This is a genomic window from Paracoccus aestuariivivens (genome assembly GCF_009711225.1).
GTDB classification, from domain to species: domain Bacteria; phylum Pseudomonadota; class Alphaproteobacteria; order Rhodobacterales; family Rhodobacteraceae; genus Paracoccus; species Paracoccus aestuariivivens.
The window spans coordinates 117,196-133,014 of the sequence record NZ_WMIE01000005.1 but is presented as its reverse complement, the minus strand read 5'-3'; the positions used below and the strand labels follow the sequence as shown (position 1 = coordinate 133,014).

The window sequence follows — 15,819 nt, the reverse complement described above, 5'->3', positions numbered from 1 at the left end:
TTTCGCGCTAGGGTCAAACGGACATCAAATTGCGGTGGTTCACACTCCATTGATTGCTCCGCTTGGGGCGCTTATCAATCGGTGATTTTCGAATAAGGAGAAACAAGGTGTTCATTGGCCTCGTTTCAAGGCGTTTCGATCTATTGCCCGGTCAACCGGCCCCCGAGCCAATTCGATTGCGGACATTGGTTCTTCTGCGATGGGTGGCAATATTCGGGCAGATCGTTGCCATCGGAGTTGCGCTTCTGATCGGCGCGCATTTGATGCTTGTTCCGGTTCTAATTGTCGTCGGCATGGCAATTATTTTGAACCTTATCCTTATGTTACGATATGATCGCCGAATGTCGGCACATGAGGCGGCATGGCAGTTGGCCTTTGATCTGGCGCAGATCGCGGCATTGCTTTCTTTGACCGGAGGATTGGCGAATCCCTTCGCCCTTTTGTTGCTTGCCCCGGTGACGATGGCGGCGACGGCTTTGCCGGGCCGGCATCTCATGGCGTTGGGAATCGCCACCTTCATCATGGTCTCGATGGCGGCCTATTTTGCGCGCCCGCTCACGTTTTCTGATGACGGAGTTGCAACACTCAACGACCCGCTGCTGGTCGGAAGTTGGTTCGCAATCATCATCGGCGCATTGTTTTTCGCGCTTTATGCCCGCACTGTGACGGCCGAGATTACCGCGACCTCGGACGCGCTATTTGCCGCACGGATGGCGCTGGAGCGCGAGCAAAAGCTGCAACATCTGGGTGGCGTCGTCGCAGCCGCTGCGCATGAGATGGGCACTCCGCTGGCCACGATCAAATTGATCAGCTCGGAACTGGTCGATGAAATCACCGACGCCCTGCCCGAGCGCGAGGACTTGGCCGAAGATGCCCGGATCCTGCGTCAATCAGCCGAGAGATGCGGTGCAATCCTGCGCTCGATGGGAAGCGCCGGACGCGATGACTTGCAGATCCGCAACGCGCCCCTGAGGCAGGTTCTGGACGAGGCTGCGGGCCCGCACCGTGAACGCGGCATTCGCATCCGGATAGAAACGCCCTCGGATCAACCGGTCATCCATCGTGATGCGGCGTTGATCCACGGGCTGCGTAACCTGATCCAGAACGCGGTCGATTTCGCGACGGTGGAAGTGCTTATCGAGGCAAAGGCGGATCCACGCGAGATCAGGCTGCGGATTGCCGATGACGGACCGGGTTTTCCCACCACTTTGCTGCCCCGGATCGGTAGCCCTTTCCTGACGACTCGCCCGCGGTCCGAAGATGGTCGCAGCTACGAGGGGATGGGGCTTGGGCTATTCATCGCGAAAACGCTATTGGAAAGGTCCGGCGCAAAGGTGCGTTTCGGCAACAGGCAGCGTGGCGCGCAGGTCACTGTGACATGGCCGCGCGACCTCATCGAAACGAGTGACCGCACCGCGCTTGGGCAAAACCCACATATTTCGGTGTAGCGTTAACCTATATTTCAATTAGAGGATGTAGAAGTGACGGGATGTAGGCGATAGCGGTTCATCCTCATGCTTGTGCAGTTCCTGATTTCCTTTGCGGCAGCGGCTCTTGCTGTCGGTTTTCTGCGTCTGCTGACCAACGGAAAAAAAACGACGTCGGTCCGGTTGGATCGGGATCTTGAACCAATCGCCTTTCTGTTCAAAGAGCAGAGATTACTGGATGCCACGGTACCGGCGCGGGCATTGCTTGCTGCGCTGCCAGGCAATTCCGAATGGCAACGGCTGATCGGGTGGCTTGCGATGCGCCTGCCGGAATCGTCGATCAACGTGGGTGCGCTGGAACGCTCGGCCCGCATCGTGTTGACGGGACAAGGCGGCCTCCGGGTCAAGATCGAGAATCTGGGGGACGGTCACCTTCGCATGACACTTGTCGATCCGCAGGCCGAATCCGCCGGTATCGTGGTTGATTCCCTGACGCTTGCCGCGATGGAGCAAGAACTGCAAATTCTCCGTAGCACCATGGATCATTCTCCTATGCTGGCGTGGCGTCAGGATGCTCAAGGACATGTGACATGGGCCAATTCCGCCTATCTCATGACCGTCGAGGATGTCACAGGGAGCGAAGCCCCTTGGCCCTTGCCACGACTTTTCGAGTTGGGCGACGGGCCAAAGCCGGTTTCGCGTCGTGTGCAAGTACTGAACGACACGAAGAATCGCTGGTATGATTGCCGCACTCACGAGATCGCAGGGCAAACCGTTGCGATGGCTTTACCGGCCGACGCAACTGTCCGAGCCGAGAGGAGTCTGCGCGAGTTTGTCCAAACCCTCACCAAGACATTCGCTGATCTGCCGATAGGGCTGGCTATTTTTGATCGTGAACGGAAACTGCAACTGTTCAATCCCGCGCTGATTGACTTGACGGGCCTCGCGACCGGCTTCCTGACCAGCCGTCCGACCCTGTTCGCGTTTCTTGATCGCCTTCGCGAGGCAAGAATGGTCCCTGAGCCAAAGGACTTCCGCAGTTGGCGGCAACAGATGAACTCGCTGGAAGCGGCCGCGTCTTCTGGTCGGCATGTCGAAACTTGGTCGCTTCCCGGAGGTCAGACCTATCGCGTGACCGGTCGGCCCCATCCTGACGGAGCCGTGGCGTTCTTGTTCGAAGACATAACTTCGGAAATTTCGCTCACGCGGAAATTCCGCTCCGAACTTTCATTGGGCGGCGATGTTTTTGATGCGCTTGATGCCGCGATTATTGTCTTTGGCGCCAACGGCGATGTCCTGCTGTCAAATCGTCGGTTTACTGAAGTATGGGAGATGCCGGCTGGGGAGACGCTCGACGATCAACTCGCGCATTGGGATATCCTTTGTGACGGCAGTCCAGGGTTTGGTGTACTGCGAACGGCACTGTCGAAATCGCAAACAGATCAGGTACTAGGTGGTGCGGTTCGGGCGCCCTCGGGCGGATTGCTTTCCTGGCGCTTGTGTTCGCTGTCCGGCGGGCGCCTGCTACTGACGTTCCAACCGGTTGTCTCGGTGGATACGGATCTCGCTGCGGAGGAGAATCCTTCTGACGCGATGGCGGCCAGTGACCTGTCGGGATGAAGAAATCCGGTCTTTCCTTGCGGGGAGTTTTGGCCTTCAGGGTTCGGGCGGCGAGAGGTTGGTGTGACCGCCTCGATATCGAATCGATATACAGTTCTGCCTCAGCGAAGGCGTAAAATCGGAAACGAAAAAGGCCCCTCTATGAGAGGGGCCCCGTGCTGATTTAGTGCGCTGTAATAATCAGCCTTTTTTCAGGCAACGGTTGCCCAGCAGCTCCGCGATCTGGACTGCGTTCAGCGCAGCACCCTTGCGCAGGTTGTCCGACACGCACCACAGGTTCAGGCCGTTTTCGACGGTGACGTCCTGACGGATACGCGAGACGAAAGTCGCGAAATCGCCGACACATTCGACCGGAGTCGAGTAGCCACCCGGCTCGCGCTTGTCGATCACGAGAACGCCGGGCGCTTCGCGCAGGATGTCGCGGGCTTCATCCTCGTCAAGGAAGTCTTCGAACTCGATATTGACCGCCTCGGAGTGACCGACGAAAACCGGAACGCGCACGCAGGTCGCGGTGACCTTGATCGACGGGTCCATGATTTTCTTGGTCTCGGCCGCCATCTTCCATTCTTCCTTGGTGTCGCCACTGTCCAGGAAGACGTCGATTTGCGGAATCACGTTGAAAGCGATCTGCTTCTGGAATTTCTTCGGCTCGACTTCCTGACCGGGGACATACATGCCCTTGGTCTGGTTCCAAAGTTCGTCCATGCCGTCCTTGCCAGCGCCGGACACCGATTGGTAGGTCGAGACGACGACGCGTTTGATACGCGCACGATCATGCAGTGGCTTCAATGCGACGACCATCTGGGCGGTCGAGCAGTTCGGGTTCGCGATGATCATCTTGTTGCGGTATTCCTCGACCGCGTCCGGGTTCACTTCCGGCACGACCAGAGGGATCTGGGGATCATAGCGATAAAGCGACGAGTTATCGATCACCACGCAACCCTGCGAGGCAGCGATGGGGGCGTATTGCTTGGTCGCTTCCGATCCGATCGCGAACAGCGCGATGTCGTAACCGGTGAAGTCGAAACCCTCGATGTCCTTGGTCTTCAGGGTTTTGTCGCCAAAGCTGACCTCAGTGCCAAGGCTCCGGCGCGAAGCCAGAGCAACAACCTCATCGGCAGGGAACTGGCGCTCGGCCAGAATGTTCAGCATTTCGCGGCCCACGTTCCCCGTGGCGCCGGCAACAACAACCTTGTAGCCCATTGGGGGTCTCCTCATACAAAGGACGCCGCGATATAGGGCAAGAACGCGGGAAACGAAAGGGGTTCCCAAAAGCTATTCAGTGAATGTGGCGGATACGTTTGTCTAATTTACGTTGTTTTGCCACCCATTCCGCCTCTTTGCCGAAATCGTGCGGCACATTGCCAGCAGTGCGGCTTCCGGAAAGCGACAGGGATGCGAAGAAGTCGAAGCCATACAGATCAATGCGGGCTGCGTCAGACCTACTAAGCAGGTCGATCATTATCGCTCCGGTTGTCGGGGGGGCACCAAGTGTTTCCTTCAGGGCCGTGTAATCGCCCAACGGGTGCAGGTAAAATCCGGGGCTGGTGGCGGTCTGCCAGTCCAGCCGTTTGCGTTTATGGGACATCCACAAGACGCGCCGAGGCGCGATCCTGTCGCGGTCGGCGCTGCCCAGACGAACGGCAAGCGCCAGCCAATCGGTTCGTGTGCCGTGGCTATGGGGGCTAGGCATTGGGGCGCGGTTGATCCGGATCACCATATCTGCCGCATCAATGGCCGCGCCGTGGCCGGAAGCTTCAAGAGCGCGGGCATTTCCAACCAAGGCGACATGCTTGCCCGACAGATCCCCGAGCAGGCTGTCCTGTGCCACCGACAGTCGTTGCAGTGCATCTTCATCGCGCAGGGTTCTGGCGATGAGAAAGCCAAGGCGCGTCACGCAAGCAGCTTTCTGTAGACCTCGACGATGGCGCGGGCCTCGCCTTCGATCGCATGATTCGTCTGCACGCGGTTTCGGGCAAGGCTGCCTGCCGTTTCGCGGGCCGTATCGTCGTCCAGCCAATGTGCCAAGGCAGCGGTCAGGCCATCGACATCCTCGCGGTCAACCAGACTACCGGTTTCGCCGTCAAGGATCAGCGTTTCGAATGCGCCGACGCGGGTTCCGATGGCAGGGACCCCGCAAGCCATCGCCTCCAGAGGGGTCAGGCCGAAGCCCTCCCACCTTGCGGGGGCGGCGAACAGGTCGATGGCCTGATAGTTCTCGACCACTTGCTCCCACGGGACTTCGCCCAGAAAGCGGATGCGATCCGACAGACCGGCAGCCTCGATCCGCGCGATCAGGTCATCGGTGAACTTCCGGTTATCGGCAGTCACCCGCCCCGAAAAGATCAGCTTGGCGCGGGGGCGCGAAGGGAAAAGGCGCAATGCCGCCTCGACCAGCAGATCGACGCCTTTCTGCGCGCGGACCCGACCGAAGCACCCGATCACGATGTCATCGGGCGCAAAGCCCAGACGGTCCCGCAACGCGGCGCGGTCCGCCGAGGGATGGAAGATCGACAGATCCACGCCATGCATGATCACTGTCGCAGGACGCTCCAGATAGCTGGCGGCTTGCGGCGAAGTGGCGATCAGAGCCTCTTGCCTGCGGATGAGCCAACGCGTGAAGCCGGTATGTCGGCGCTGCGCCGCCGAGGTGAACAGAAGCCTGTAACGCCGACGCAGGATGTGACGCAGGATCAGGCCCAAAGCCATTTCGGTGTTACGGCGCGCATGCCAGACCCGCCAACGATCACGCGGAAGAGTTGCGGCCCGGACAAGCGGGATGTGGGGCAGGGTTTCGGGCAAGCCCGGTCCGGTGGTGACGATGCCGATCCGTTTCGATTGAACCGGAATCAACCGGATAACCGTCGCGGTGACGCCGGACAGGCGGCGCTTCAGGTTCGGGGCAACGACTTCGATCCGGTCGTCAGAGAGTTCAGGCATCGGGCGCCTCGGGCGTCAGGAAGTACAGCAGAAGCCCTATCGTAAGCGGAATGAGGAAGAACAGGAACAGGTCGGAATACGCATCTGCCGCGGATTGCCCCTGAATTGCGCTGCGATAAACCGGTCGAGAGCCGAACTGTAGTATTCCCGCTCCGCCAATCGAGAACATGTTGAGGAATGTGACGCCCCGTCCCACAAGGTGCGCAGGCAGAAACGCCCTGCCATGCGCCATCAGCAATGTGTAGGACGCGCCGGACAATCCAACCAGTGCCAGCAGTACAACGGACAAGCCGATGCTGGATGCGGGTAGAAGCCACAACGCGGCCATGACGATGACGGCCCCAGCGTTGAAGATCAGCGCCGTTCGGCGGACCGAGCCGATGATCGTGGTCAGTGGCCCGATCAGGAAGCTGCCCAGCACCATCGCCACCCCCATCACAAGCGTCGCGCGTCCGATCAAGATATCGGAGGCGTTGTGAACCTCGGCCAGATAGGGACCGGCCCAAAGGCCACGAATGGCCGCCGACGAGGCGTAATTCACCGAGAACAGCGGCAGGATGAACCACAGCGCGCGCAATCTCAGGATCTCGGTCAGCGAACCGCGCGGAGTATTGCCGCCCAGCTGTTCGGGGTCCCGTACCAGTGCCATGATCGCCGCCGCAACCGCCAGCGTGATCGCCGCTAACCCCCATAGGGTATGCCGCCAACCCAGTGCCTCGATCACCCAGACCAGTGGAGCCGCGCCAAGGATGTTTCCCATCGAACCGAAGCCCACGACAGCTCCGGCCAATGTGCCAAAGATCGCAGCAGGATAGGTGCGCGCGAAGATGTAGTAGCTGCCCATCAAGGCCGGAGCGCAGCCGATACCCAGCAGCCCCAGCGAGACATGCAGATGCCACGCTGCATGAGCCAAAGCAAAGACAATGGCCCCTCCAGCGCCGCCAAAGGCCAGCATCGCCGCGACGGTCAGGCGGGGGCCGAAGCGGTCTAAAGACCAGCCGATCGGGATTTGCATGGCCGCGAAGGTGATGAACCACATGCCCGAACTGATCGCCAGATCATCCGGACCGGCACCTAGCTCGGATTGAAGGACGGGGGACAGAACCGCCAGAAAGGCTCGGTAGAACTGGCTCAACGTATAGGCAAGGATCAGACTGATGATCCCGCCCGACAGCAATATCCGCATATGACCCGTGCCTCCCCGCCGGACGCGAAGCTGCGACGTCCGGCGGGCAAGTGCAAGGCGATGGGTATTCTAGGCCGCTGCCAGTTGCCGGGGGGTTTCACGAACCGGCAGGTGGATCAACGCGCTGAGCGCGCCGACTCCGACGCCGACCCACCAAACCAATGTGTAATCGCCGTAGATGTCGTACATCCTGCCCCCCAGCCACACGCCAAGGAACGAGCCGATCTGATGGCTCAGGAAGACAAAACCGTACAGCGTGCCCATGTAGCGTAGCCCGTAGATATAGGCGACCAGACCCGAGGTCAGCGGAACGGTGGCAAGCCACAGCGCCCCCATTACGATCGAGAATATCACCACCGAGGTCGGGGTGATCGGCAGCAGGATGAAGATCGCGGCGGCAATCGTGCGAAGCGTATAGATCCCCGCCAGAAGATATTTCTTGGTGTAACGCTTGCCCAGCCAGCCCGCAAAGATCGCGCCGCCGATATTCGCCAGCCCTATCAAAGAGATCGCTGCCGCGCCCAGTGCCGATGTCGTGGTGATGCCTATGCTGGCCAATGTCCCCATCGGGCTGATCGGCCCGCACATCTCGGTAATCATGGCCGGAAAATGGGCGGTGATGAAGCCAAGCTGATAGCCGCACGAGAAGAAACCGATGAAGATCATCAGATAGGACGGATCGGTGAAAGCGCGCCGAAGGACCGTCCCCATGCTTTCTTCCAGCTCGGATTTGGTCGCCGGTTCTCCGCTGCCCAGCATGGGCAGGAACAGCAGGCACGACAGAACGATGACGCCGAAGATGATGAAGACCGTCTGCCACGGATAGATCGCCAGCAGCCCCTCGGCCAGCGGAGCGCCAAAGACCTGACCCGCCGATCCGGCTGCAGTTGCGATCCCAAGCGCGAGGCTGCGGTTTTCGTCGCTTGCGGCGCGCCCGATGACGGCAAGAATGACGCCGAAGCCGGTTCCCGCGACCCCGAACCCGACGATGATTTCCAGCAACTGCATTGTGCCTGGGGTCGTGGCAAAGGCGGTCAGGATCAGTCCGGCTGAATACAGGAATGTTCCGATAATGATTGACCAGCGGTCGCCGAAACGCTCGCCCAATGCGCCGAAAACGGGCTGCCCGATACCCCATGCGAGGTTCTGGATGGCGATGGCCAGACTGAACTCGGCACGGGGCCAACCGAATTCTTCGGCGATCGGGATCTGGAACACGCCAAAGCTGGCCCGCAGGGCAAAGTTGATCAGCAGAATGATCGCGCCACCAATCAGGACAGGCGTGAACAGCGGTGCGCGTGAAGCGTTGGTCATGGGATAACCTCGTGGAGACCCGCAATTCCTGCGCCGGTCGCCGGGTCAGGTCAATGCCCGTTGCGACGCTGCGTTATTTCCCCGCGGCAAGACGGGCCGCTGCCGCCTTGCCCGCCAGCCTTCCCGACGCGAGGCAGGTCGTCAGAAGATAGCCTCCGGTCGGAGCCTCCCAATCCAGCATTTCGCCCGCTGCGAAAACTCCGGGCAGTGCGCGGAGTTCAAGGTTCTCGGTCAGGCTGCTGGCCGCGATCCCGCCCGCCGAGGAAATCGCCCGCTCAAGCCCGATCGCGCCGCCATGCCGAAGCGGCAATGACTTCGCCCTCATGGCCAATTCCGTAGGTGCTGTTGGCAAAGGTTGGCCCCATTCCAACAGCAGGGCGGCGCGCACCGGATCGCCAAGCACCCTCCGCAAACGGTTGCCCACGGAAAGCTTGGCAGGAGCCTTGGCGAACCTGCTGGCCAATTCGTCAACCGTCAGATCCGGCGCGAGATCGATCCGCGCCTCGACCCCGTCCCGCATCGGGGCGGCCACTTCGTAAATGCCGCCGCCTTCGATGCCATTCCGCGACACGATCCATTCGCCCCGGCTTGTCAGCTTCCCGGCCGTCAAAGCGACGCCCTTGACCGCTTGCCCGAAATGGCGCGCCATGGCGGGCGACCATTCCACCCGAAATCCCGTATTCGCGGGCCGGAATGGTGTGATCGCAACGCCCAGATCGGCCAGCCACGGCACCCATGCGGCATCCGAGCCAAGACGTGGCCAGCTTGCGCCCCCCAATCCCAGCACGGCGACCTCCGGATGGACAAGCCGGTCGCCATCGGGGCTGTCGAACCGCCAATGGCCGTCTTTGATCCCCGTCCAACGCCAGCGTGTCCGCAGTTCCACGCCCATATCGCGCAGGCGCAAAAGCCATGCCCGAAGTAATGGCGACCCCTTCATGCCGACAGGGAACACCCGCCCCGTCGAGCCCGAGAATAACTCGATCCCCAGACCTCGCGCCCAGTCCATGACCTCGGACGGACCCATGTCCTTCGTGCCCAGATAGTCCGGAACGTGGGGCAGAGTGCCGCTGAGCCGCGAGGCAAACGCGTCGGGGTCTTCGTCCTTGGTCAGGTTCAGTCCCGACTTTCCGGCCATCAGGAACTTGCGCGCGGGGGTGGGCATGGCCTCGGCCACAACCACGCGGATACCTTGCGCTGCCATGGTTTCAGCGGCCATCAGCCCTGCCGGTCCCGCGCCGATGACCAGTGCCTGAACCCGCTCGACCGCGCTCACCGCCCGCCTCGGGGCATCATGCACAGGCGCAGCAGCATCCGCTCCATCACGGCCATGGCGGGCGCCTTGGACGCCGAGCGCAATGTCAGGTCGGTGGCGATCAGCTGGTGGATCGCATCCTCCAGTGCCCGCATTCCCCAATCCTGCGCCTGCCGGATCATCCGGTCGCGACGGGGGCCGAACACCGGAGGCCGCAAACGTCCGATCCCCGCACCAGGTCCACCGGGGTCCGAGGCCGCGGCATGAAGCGCGCGAAAATGGCGCAAGGCGGCGATGCACAGCGTGACCGGAGCGATGCCTTGCCCCTCGATCCGCCGCATCATCGCGCCGAAATCGCGGGCGCGACGTTCGGCGACGCAATCGATCAGATCGTCGACCTCGGCCTCGATCGTCGCGGGGGCGAGATGGGCGATTTCAGCGGGGGTCAGCGCGGTGTCATCGCCGAATTTGTACAGCGCGATCTTTTCGACGGTCTGGCGGAAGTCGCCGGGGTCAAGTGCCCGACTTAACGCCATCAAGTCGCGCATCGCATCGCGCGGAATATCCCACAATCCGGCATCAGTAAGCCAGCGGGTGATTTCTTCCTCGCCCGGAGGATCGTCGTAGATCGGTGCGGTGACGGCTGCGGGATGTGGCTCGAACAGCTTGCGCAGGGCGGAGCCCTTGGACAAAGCGCCTGCGGCGACCACGATCACGGCATCGCCGGTGTTCCATTCACCGATGGCCGACGCGATTGCGGGCGCAGCGGCGTCAGGTGTGTCATCGACCAGAACCACGCGTTGACCGGGAAAAAAACCAACGGCTTTCACGGCGTCAAGCAGTGCGGCAGGGTCTTTGCGCAAGTCTGCACCGGGCAGGCGGGTCAGGCGCATTTCTTCCTCGGCCCCTTCGCCGACCAAGGCCTTGACGGCTTCGGCGCGTTTCAGGGCGACGCGCATCGCATCCTGACCATAGATCAGCAATGCCGGACGCGTGGGATCGGGCCGCGCCACATAGCGGGCGATTTCCGCGCCCTTGAGGATCATTCGACGGTCGCCGGGTCGATGGCCAACAGACGGGTCAGAACCTGATCGGCCAGCAGGCGCGCCAGCCGCTCATGGGCATCCTGTTCGGCAGCCATTGTGGCGATGGTCGTGCCCGTCGTCGAATAAGAGGTGAAGCTGCTGACCTGACCGCGCGTTATTGTCTGGCGTGTTGCCATATCGGTCAGCATGAACTCGACACTGCCGTTCAGGGCGTAGCGTGTGGTGATTTCGTCCGGCGTAATGGCCTGAGGCACCACGGCAATGCGCAATTGCCAGCTTAGCTCATATTTGGCGGCGTTATCCGGCCCCAGCCGCTCGGCAATACGACCGGCAAAGGCGAAATCATCCGGAGTCTTCGGGTCGGCGGTCCTGACCTTGCCGAACAGCTTGCCGCCCGTTCCCCCCGGCCCATAGACCGGAGAGAATCCGCAGGCGGCAACCGCCAGCGGGGCCAGCAGAAGGCTTCGCCTAGACCACGACATTGACGATGCGTCCCGGCACAACGATCAGCTTTTTCGGGGCGACGCCCTCGAGGAAGCGCAGAACGGTTTCGTCAGCCAGAACGATGGCTTCGATTTCTTCCTTGGGCATGTCTTTCGGTACCTCGATCTCGGCCCGACGTTTGCCGTTGATCTGGATGGGCAGCACCACGCTGTCCGACACCAGCATCAAGGGGTCCGCCTTGGGCCATGCGGCGTCGACCACCATGCCCTGACCTCCGGCTTTCGACCAGAGTTCTTCGGCAAGGTGCGGCACCATCGGAGCCAGAAGCTGCGCAAGGATACGAACGGCCTCGCGGCGGCCTTCGCCTCCGGACTTCGATTTGCCGATGGCGTTGGCCAGTTCGTAAAGCTTGGCGACGGCCTTGTTGAAGGCAAAACCCTCGATTGCCTTGGTCACATCGGCAATGGCGCGATGGGCCGCGCGGAGAAGTTCGACATCACCCTCACCCTCGGGGATCTCGTCCGACAAGCGCCAGACGCGATTGAGGAATTTGCTGGCGGCCTCGGCCCCGGCGGCGGTCCATTCCACGTCGCGCTCGGGCGGGCTGTCCGAAAGCATGAACCAGCGCGCGGTATCGGCACCGAAGTTCTGGACGATGTTGACCGGATCGACGACGTTCTTCTTGGATTTCGACATCTTGGCCGAGGGGATGATCTCGACCGCGGTGCCATCCGCCAGCTTCCCGTCGGTGACGGCTTCGGGCAGGTGATAGACTGGGCGACCGCGATCATCGCGGGTCAGGTAGATCTCATGCGTGACCATGCCCTGCGTGAACAGCGCGTCGAAGGGCTCTTTGGCGCTTTCGGGCAGGTGGCCGGTCTTGACCATCGCGCGGGCGAAGAAGCGCGAGTACAGCAGGTGCAGGATCGCATGCTCGATGCCGCCGATATATTGGTCGACGTTCATCCAGTAATCGGCATCGGCGCGGTTGGTCGGCGTCTCGGCGCGCGGCGCGGTGAAGCGGGCGTAATACCAGGACGAATCGACGAAGGTGTCCATCGTGTCGGTTTCGCGACGTGCGGCCTTGCCGCAAACCGGGCAAGGCGTGTTGCGCCAGGTCGGGTGGCGGTCCAGCGGGTTGCCGGGCACGTCGAAGGTCACGTCCTGCGGCAGCAGGACCGGCAGGTTTTCCTTTTTCTCGGGGACGGTGCCGCAGTCGTCGCAATGGACGACCGGGATGGGGCAGCCCCAATAACGCTGGCGCGAGATGCCCCAGTCGCGCAGTCGGAACTTGGTGACGCCTTCACCGTAGCCCGCTGCTTCGGCATGCTGGATGGCGGAGTCGACGGCTGCTTCGCCGGTTTGGTCGACATCGCCCGAAAAGCCACGGACATAGGTCACGGCTTCGGATTTCAGGGGCACGAAGGGCGCTTTGGCGATCAGCTCGTCAGCCTCTTCCAGCGTCGCGCCTTTCGGGCCGAAGGTGGCGTGGATAGGCAGGTCGTATTTGGTGGCGAATTCGTGGTCGCGTTCGTCATGGGCGGGCGAGCCGAAGATCGCGCCAGTGCCGTAATCCATCAGCACGAAGTTGGCGATCCAGATCGGCAATTCCCAAGTCGGATCAAGCGGATGACGCACGGTCAGGCCGGTGTCGAAGCCCAGCTTCGGCGCGGTCTCGATGGCTTCTTCGGTGGTGCCGATGCGGCGGCATTCGGCACAGAACTCGGCGATCTCGGGGCGGGTCTCGGCGAGCGCCTTGATCAGCGGGTGATCGGGCGACAGCGCGGCGAAGCTCGCGCCCATCAGTGTGTCGGGACGGGTCGTATAGACCTCAATCGCGTCGAAACCCTGCGGCGGGTTCACGATGTCAAAGCGGAATTGCAGGCCGCGCGACTTGCCGATCCAGTTCTGCTGCATCAGGCGGACCTTTTCCGGCCAGCCAGTCAGGTTGTCCAATGCCGAAAGCAACTCATCGGAATAATCCGAGATGCGGAAGAACCATTGCGTCAGCTCGCGACGCTCGACCAGCGCGCCCGAGCGCCAGCCGCGACCGTCCTCGACCTGCTCGTTCGCCAGAACCGTCATATCGACCGGGTCCCAGTTCACCATCGCGGATTTGCGATAGATCAGGCCCGCTTCGAGGAAGTCGAGGAACATCGACTGCTGCTGATGGACATATTCATCGTCGCAGGTCGCGAATTCGCGGCTCCAGTCGATGGAGAGGCCCAAGGGCTTCAGTTGCTCGCGCATGGTGGCGATGTTGGCGTAGGTCCAGTCGCGAGGATGGCCGCCCTGCTCCATCGCGGCGTTTTCGGCGGGCATGCCGAAGGCGTCCCAGCCCATCGGATGCAGCACCGAGAAGCCCTGCGCGCGTTTGAAGCGCGCGACCACGTCGCCCATCGTGTAGTTGCGGACGTGGCCCATGTGGATGCGCCCCGAGGGATAGGGGAACATCTCGAGGACGTAATATTTCGGCCGTTCGTCACGGATGGCACGGAACGTGTCCGCGTCGTTCCACGCCTCTTGCCAGCGCGGCTCGCTGCTTGCGGGATCATAGGGCATGGAAACCTCCGGGCGTCAGATTGCCCGCAGGGTATTATAGCTTGGCGGGACGCAGGTCCAGCGGGGTCAAAGCTTGCCGTCGCGAACGCGCATCTGACGGGCGCGGGTCAGGATCGCATCCTCGACTGCGCGAACCGTATCGGGGGCAACAGCGCTGCCGCCAGCACCCTGCAGCGACACTTTCAGCGCCCGCGCATCCAGCGACGGGTCCGAGACCTTGATCGTCGCGCGATACGAGCGTCCTCCACCCGGAGGCGTGCCGTAGCCGGTCACGATGACTCCCGTGAACGGGTCGATGGATTGGATCGGCAGGAAGTTCAGCACTTCTAGGCTGGCATTCCACAGGTATTTGTTCACCGCCACGGTGTCGTTCGCGCTGCGGCGATTTGCGAACAGATCCCAAATGGTCGATTCCCGCTCTGGCGTGGCGGCTTTGGTCGAGCCCGAACCAGAGCCCGTACCGGAACATGCGGCAAGCCCCGCGGTAATCAGCAGGGCGGCAATCAGCCGTGCAGCATTTCTGGTCATCTGGTGTCCCCCGATCGTCCTGCGAAGAGCCATAGCGCAATTAGGTGCCGAGCGACAAGATAGCGGGGGCGCGCATCACTCACGGATTTGGCGCCGATTATTTCCCTGCTTTGTCGCGAAAAGATTGTCGCAATGCCCCGATCAGAGGGCGTCTAGGCCGCCGATGGCATTCGCGGACTGTCGTCAGACTGGGTCTGCAAATTCATGCCGATCGCGGCGTGATAGCCTTAAAAACCTGAGGTTGCAGGGGTTGCAGTGTGAGTGTGGCTCATGTGCATCACACGCATTGCTAATCGGAAAACAGGAATGTGATTCCGTTGCAATACTAGGATGAAAGCGCGAGACAACTGCCATACCCCAAGTTGGCATACCGGCTGGGGCACACGAGAGAGACAAGAGGGAAAACCATGAAAAAGGTTCTTTTCGCCACCACCGCACTGGTGATGACGGCTGGTGTTGCTGCCGCTGAAGTAGCTGTCACCGGCACCGGCCGGATGGGTGTGATCTATGACGGCAACGACGCTCAGTTCTCGAGCCGTATCCGTGCCATCTTCACGATGACTGGCGAAAGCGACGCTGGCCTGTCGTTCGGCGGCTCGATCCGCGCCGACAACTCGCAAGACGGCAACCGCGGCACCGCCGGTTCGGTTTGGGTTTCGGGCACCTACGGCAAGCTCGAAATGGGCGACGCTGTTTCGGCTTCGGAATCTGCAGTCGGTGACCTGCCGGCAGTCGGCTACACCGATGGTGGCTTCGCTGGCGACCTGGAAGAGATTTCGTACCTGACCGGCGACGGTGAGAACCTCGATCAGGGCCCGAACATCCTGTACACCTACACCATCAACAACATCTCGCTGTTCGCGTCGGCTTCGGACGGCAGCGACCGCGCATGGTTCACCACCACCGGTGACAACGACAACGTCGAGTGCACCTACGATCCGGTGACCGGCGAACTGATCGACTGCTCGACCGTTTCGACTGACGACACCGCTTGGTCGGTGGGTGCCAACTACGAAGCCGAAAACTTCACCGTTGGTCTCGGCTACGCGAAATCGGGCGACGCAGAAGAGATCGTTCTGGGCGGTAACACCACCTTCGCAGGCGTCAAACTGTCGGCCGTCTATGCTGACTATCAGGACCGCAACTCGATCAGCTTCGGCGGCGATGACGCGACCGGCAACTTCGTCGACGACCTGACCCTGACCTCGGACAACTTTGAGCTGGGCAAAACCTGGGGTCTGGGCGCTGAATGGCAGCAAGACGCTCTGCGCGTTGCAGCATTCTACCGTCGCGACGAACTCCGCGTTACCGACGCCGGTGCTGCTCTTGACCTCGACGACCGTGACTTCGACTCGTTCGGCGTTGGCGCAGACTACGATCTGGGCGGCGGCGCAGTCGTCTCGGGCGGTATCGTCGACAGCGACTGGCTGAACGACACCGTCGCCGACATGGGCGTCAAGTTCAAATTCTGATCCTTCGGGAACTCGATTTGACGAA

General features: G+C 61.5%; 13 protein-coding genes. 3 read left to right on the top strand and 10 right to left on the bottom strand.

Going from position 1 to position 15,819, the window contains the following annotated elements:
* The first annotated feature begins 107 nt into the window (after positions 1 to 107).
* Together GL286_RS10860 and GL286_RS10855 are read left to right on the top strand one after the other, a co-directional pair.
* Positions 108 to 1,448 carry an ActS/PrrB/RegB family redox-sensitive histidine kinase gene (locus tag GL286_RS10860; RefSeq protein WP_170295146.1) on the top strand — a complete coding sequence of 447 codons (1,341 nt, stop codon included), beginning with the start codon at positions 108 to 110 and terminating at the stop codon, positions 1,446 to 1,448.
* A 66-nt stretch (positions 1,449 to 1,514) separates the two neighbouring features.
* Positions 1,515 to 3,047, top strand: coding sequence for a PAS-domain containing protein (locus GL286_RS10855; RefSeq protein ID WP_155095586.1), 1,533 nt, complete (start codon positions 1,515 to 1,517; stop codon positions 3,045 to 3,047).
* Between the two features lie 180 nt (positions 3,048 to 3,227).
* Here GL286_RS10855 and GL286_RS10850 read toward each other — a convergent pair whose 3' ends face one another.
* From GL286_RS10850 to GL286_RS10805, 10 genes are all read right to left on the bottom strand, one after another.
* The gene (locus tag GL286_RS10850; protein WP_155095585.1) at positions 3,228 to 4,250 is read right to left on the bottom strand and encodes an aspartate-semialdehyde dehydrogenase; all 1,023 of its coding nucleotides are present in this window, start codon (positions 4,248 to 4,250) and stop codon (positions 3,228 to 3,230) included.
* 76 nt (positions 4,251 to 4,326) lie between these two features.
* Complete coding sequence (locus GL286_RS10845; RefSeq protein WP_170295145.1) at positions 4,327 to 4,944, bottom strand: glycosyltransferase family 29 protein; 618 nt, start codon at positions 4,942 to 4,944, stop codon at positions 4,327 to 4,329.
* Entirely contained in the window at positions 4,941 to 5,987 is a 1,047-nt protein-coding gene (locus GL286_RS10840) for a glycosyltransferase family 4 protein (protein ID WP_155095584.1), read from the bottom strand. The genes GL286_RS10845 and GL286_RS10840 overlap by 4 nt, the downstream gene beginning before the upstream one ends.
* Positions 5,980 to 7,173, bottom strand: a complete 1,194-nt coding sequence (locus GL286_RS10835) for an MFS transporter (RefSeq protein WP_155095583.1) — start codon at positions 7,171 to 7,173, stop codon at positions 5,980 to 5,982. The genes GL286_RS10840 and GL286_RS10835 overlap by 8 nt, the downstream gene beginning before the upstream one ends.
* Positions 7,174 to 7,242: 69 nt before the next feature.
* Positions 7,243 to 8,487, bottom strand: a complete 1,245-nt coding sequence (locus tag GL286_RS10830; RefSeq protein ID WP_155095582.1) for an MFS transporter — start codon at positions 8,485 to 8,487, stop codon at positions 7,243 to 7,245.
* 73 nt (positions 8,488 to 8,560) lie between these two features.
* Positions 8,561 to 9,706, bottom strand: a complete 1,146-nt coding sequence (locus tag GL286_RS10825; RefSeq protein WP_155095702.1) for a TIGR03862 family flavoprotein — start codon at positions 9,704 to 9,706, stop codon at positions 8,561 to 8,563.
* A 53-nt stretch (positions 9,707 to 9,759) separates the two neighbouring features.
* Positions 9,760 to 10,788, bottom strand: coding sequence for a DNA polymerase III subunit delta (gene holA / locus GL286_RS10820; protein WP_155095581.1), 1,029 nt, complete (start codon positions 10,786 to 10,788; stop codon positions 9,760 to 9,762).
* Positions 10,785 to 11,270, bottom strand: coding sequence for an LPS assembly lipoprotein LptE (gene lptE / locus GL286_RS10815; protein WP_155095580.1), 486 nt, complete (start codon positions 11,268 to 11,270; stop codon positions 10,785 to 10,787). Before lptE ends, holA begins: the two co-directional genes overlap by 4 nt.
* Positions 11,257 to 13,794 (bottom strand): leucine--tRNA ligase, encoded by a 2,538-nt coding sequence (gene leuS / locus GL286_RS10810; protein ID WP_155095579.1) that lies wholly within the window; start codon positions 13,792 to 13,794, stop codon positions 11,257 to 11,259. The genes lptE and leuS overlap by 14 nt, the downstream gene beginning before the upstream one ends.
* Before the next feature lie 66 nt (positions 13,795 to 13,860).
* Entirely contained in the window at positions 13,861 to 14,322 is a 462-nt protein-coding gene (locus GL286_RS10805; RefSeq protein ID WP_155095578.1) for a DUF3576 domain-containing protein, read from the bottom strand.
* Between the two features lie 407 nt (positions 14,323 to 14,729).
* Here GL286_RS10805 and GL286_RS10800 point away from each other — a divergent pair, with 407 nt between their 5' ends.
* The gene (locus tag GL286_RS10800) at positions 14,730 to 15,794 is read left to right on the top strand and encodes a porin (RefSeq protein WP_155095577.1); all 1,065 of its coding nucleotides are present in this window, start codon (positions 14,730 to 14,732) and stop codon (positions 15,792 to 15,794) included.
* Positions 15,795 to 15,819: the final 25 nt, after the last annotated feature.

What these genes read in the sequence shown, in the direction of transcription:
- GL286_RS10855 (WP_155095586.1), top strand. Translation starts at nt 1,515, where the DNA reads ATGCTTGTGCAGTTCCTGATTTCCTTTGCGGCAGCGGCTCTTGCTGTC.
- GL286_RS10850 (WP_155095585.1), bottom strand. Translation starts at nt 4,250, where the DNA reads ATGGGCTACAAGGTTGTTGTTGCCGGCGCCACGGGGAACGTGGGCCGC.
- GL286_RS10840 (WP_155095584.1), bottom strand. Translation starts at nt 5,987, where the DNA reads ATGCCTGAACTCTCTGACGACCGGATCGAAGTCGTTGCCCCGAACCTG.
- GL286_RS10835 (WP_155095583.1), bottom strand. Translation starts at nt 7,173, where the DNA reads ATGCGGATATTGCTGTCGGGCGGGATCATCAGTCTGATCCTTGCCTAT.
- GL286_RS10830 (WP_155095582.1), bottom strand. Translation starts at nt 8,487, where the DNA reads ATGACCAACGCTTCACGCGCACCGCTGTTCACGCCTGTCCTGATTGGT.
- GL286_RS10825 (WP_155095702.1), bottom strand. Translation starts at nt 9,706, where the DNA reads ATGGCCGCTGAAACCATGGCAGCGCAAGGTATCCGCGTGGTTGTGGCC.
- holA (WP_155095581.1), bottom strand. Translation starts at nt 10,788, where the DNA reads ATGATCCTCAAGGGCGCGGAAATCGCCCGCTATGTGGCGCGGCCCGAT.
- lptE (WP_155095580.1), bottom strand. Translation starts at nt 11,270, where the DNA reads ATGTCGTGGTCTAGGCGAAGCCTTCTGCTGGCCCCGCTGGCGGTTGCC.
- leuS (WP_155095579.1), bottom strand. Translation starts at nt 13,794, where the DNA reads ATGCCCTATGATCCCGCAAGCAGCGAGCCGCGCTGGCAAGAGGCGTGG.
- GL286_RS10805 (WP_155095578.1), bottom strand. Translation starts at nt 14,322, where the DNA reads ATGACCAGAAATGCTGCACGGCTGATTGCCGCCCTGCTGATTACCGCG.
- GL286_RS10800 (WP_155095577.1), top strand. Translation starts at nt 14,730, where the DNA reads ATGAAAAAGGTTCTTTTCGCCACCACCGCACTGGTGATGACGGCTGGT.